This is a genomic window from Nostoc sp., from assembly GCF_054880495.1.
Genome location: NZ_JBTYKD010000270.1, coordinates 1 through 2,490 on the forward strand (window position 1 = coordinate 1; position 2,490 = coordinate 2,490).

Annotated in this window: 2 protein-coding genes; both read left to right on the plus strand. The window is 46.5% G+C overall.

Translation table 11 applies throughout. From position 1 onward, the window contains the following. The first annotated feature begins 442 nt into the window (after positions 1–442). On the plus strand, positions 443–748 hold the full coding sequence (locus ACYTXL_RS24230; protein ID WP_461922258.1) for a small RNA NsiR4-regulated ssr1528 family protein: 306 nt from the start codon (positions 443–445) through the stop codon (positions 746–748). 783 nt (positions 749–1,531) lie between these two features. Next, the coding region (locus tag ACYTXL_RS24235; RefSeq protein WP_461926956.1) for an aldo/keto reductase at positions 1,532–2,490 on the plus strand (959 nt) is incomplete at its 3' end.

Here is a 2,490-nt window from a genome sequence, read left to right on the forward strand (position 1 = left end):
TCTAATAGCGCGTGAGGAGTCGGAACCTGTGAGGGTAAACGAAACTCGCTCCGTGAGTTAGAACCCCCTGCGTTTACGCATGGGGTATCTCAGATACAAAGCCCACACTTCTCTACGAGAGGCTGCGCCAACGACAAGCTCAGTGACCGCCTCCGTGGGCTAAGAGAAAATCAAGATTTTTTAACCCGCAAAGGCGGGTTTTGCTTGTGTAGACAAGCCAGTGCGTTGGGGAGGCAGTGCGTTGGACGGGTTTCCCGGCTTGAAGCAACTGCCGTCGGCTCCGCCGACTTGTTCGCGCAGGGTCTCCCCCTGGGAGAAGCAACTGGCGTGCGGTTTCTAACCCCCCTTTTAAGGTTTAGTTGACTAGCAAAAAAGCCGGTAGGCAGGTTTGGTGTCAGCAAGACTGGTAAAATCTACCCATAGCCAAGAAGAACAAATCACCATGCCTACCGAAACTAACTCAGGGAATCAAACTACTACAGGTGCTGATGCTATTGATGAAGCGATCGCACAGGGAATTGATTTTGATGGTTCTCCAATTCCGCCTGCCAAGCTAGACCTTTATGGTAAAGTTATGGCACTAGAAGGCAATAGACAGCGCAGTGGCGTATCTAATACGATGCGATCGCGCATTGTGCGAATTGGTGCAAAACACATTCCCCAAACAGAACTCGACCAATTACTTATAGATGCTGGTTTCGCACCCCTAAAAGAGAAAGAAATTGCCTTTTTCTATAGTGGCAAATAGTTGATATTTTACAGCAGTTTTCATTTATTTGAACCATATATGTTGTAGGGGCACAGTCAACTTAGAGCCAGGGCGACTGTAAGTCGCGGCTAGACAAACGTTCGCCCTTGGCGTTCCCCAAGGGTAGTCCACCTCCGTGGACTAATACAAAATCAAGCTTTTATAACCCACGGAGGTGGGTAAAGTCTCGTGTAGACGCGGTTTATAACCGCTCTTTTAACTCAATTCGTTTACCCAAAATTTGGGTAAAAGCCCCGTCCTAGAAGGACGGCTTGAAGTGGTAAAATAATCTCAACAGGAAGGGTAATCAACCTGTCTAAAAACCCGGTTGCTGCCTAAACCGCAGACACTGAACCTTGATAATTGAATCTATGGGGTTCTGCTGCATTGTTCTAGTTTTCTCCTGGCAGCAGGTAAAAGATTCACAAGAACTAGACGAATCAGTTTTTGAAGCATATTTGTTTCAAGCTAAAAAGGACTTGCAGTTATGCAACTAGGGTAGGGCATACCCGAAGTAACGCTTGGGGAGAATCCCACCTCTGGATTAGACGACGCAAGGAATCTAATTTAAGTGGTTTCGTTGAGCCAAGAATCCCCGTGCCTTCATGCCGGGGAGTGTCAACTCACACATCCCAAATTGGCATCGGTATTTTGGCTTCTTGAATCTTTTGCTGATCGGGTTGAAAAGTGTATCTTCAGCAAGATATTGTCAACTTTCCCTTGTGTTTAAATTGCCACACAGCTATATCTACTTAAGTAATAGCTGAGAGACAAGGAGAACAGATGTCAGAAACTACGTCAAATTCAGAAATGTTATACCGAGTTCTCGGCAGTACAACAGAGAAAGTTTCCGCCATCGGATTGGGTGGTTGGCACATCGGTTTGAAGCACGTTGATGAGCAACTGGGTATCCGAATTGTTAGAACCGCGATTGATCGCGGCATCACCTTTATGGATAATAGTTGGGATTACAACGGTGGAGTCAGCGAAATTCGTATGGGAAAAGCGCTGCGCGATCGCTACCGAGACAAAGTTTTCCTGATGACGAAAATTGACGGCCGCTCTAAGAAAGAAGCCGCAAGACAGCTAGACGAATCTCTTCAACGCCTGCAAGTTGATTGCATCGATCTTGTGCAGCATCACGAAATCATTCGGTATGAAGATCCGCATCGAATTTTTGATAAAGAAGGGGCAAATGCTGCCTTAATTGAAGCGCGGGAAGCTGGCAAACTCCGATACATTGGATTCACTGGACACAAAGATCCCCATATTCATCTGCACATGCTGGAAGTTGCAGCCACTCACGGGTTTAAATTTGATACGGCTCAGATGCCGCTGAATGTAATGGATGCCCACTACCGCAGCTTTGCCAAGCTAGTTGTGCCAGAACTGGTTAAACAAAACATCGGTGTTCTAGGGATGAAAAGCCTAGCAAACGGTATTCTTTTACGATCAAAGACTGTAACACCAATCGAGTGTTTACACTATGCTTTGAATCTACCTACATCGGTTGTGATTACCGGAATTGATAGCATGGAGATTCTAGAGCAAGCCTTTGAAGCAGTGCAGACGTTCCAGTCAATGAATGAGGAACAAGTGCGATCGCTCTTAGCAAAAACCGCAGAAGCGGCATCACACGGCGAGTTTGAGCCTTTCAAAACCTCATCAATTTTTGACAGCACTGCCCAAAATCCAGATTGGCTGGGAGAGGAGCCACAGCGCATCCAACAATTGATGTCAGC

Excerpts from the sequence above, each read along its gene's own strand:
- ACYTXL_RS24230 (WP_461922258.1), top strand. The coding sequence starts at position 443 with ATGCCTACCGAAACTAACTCAGGGAATCAAACTACTACAGGTGCTGAT.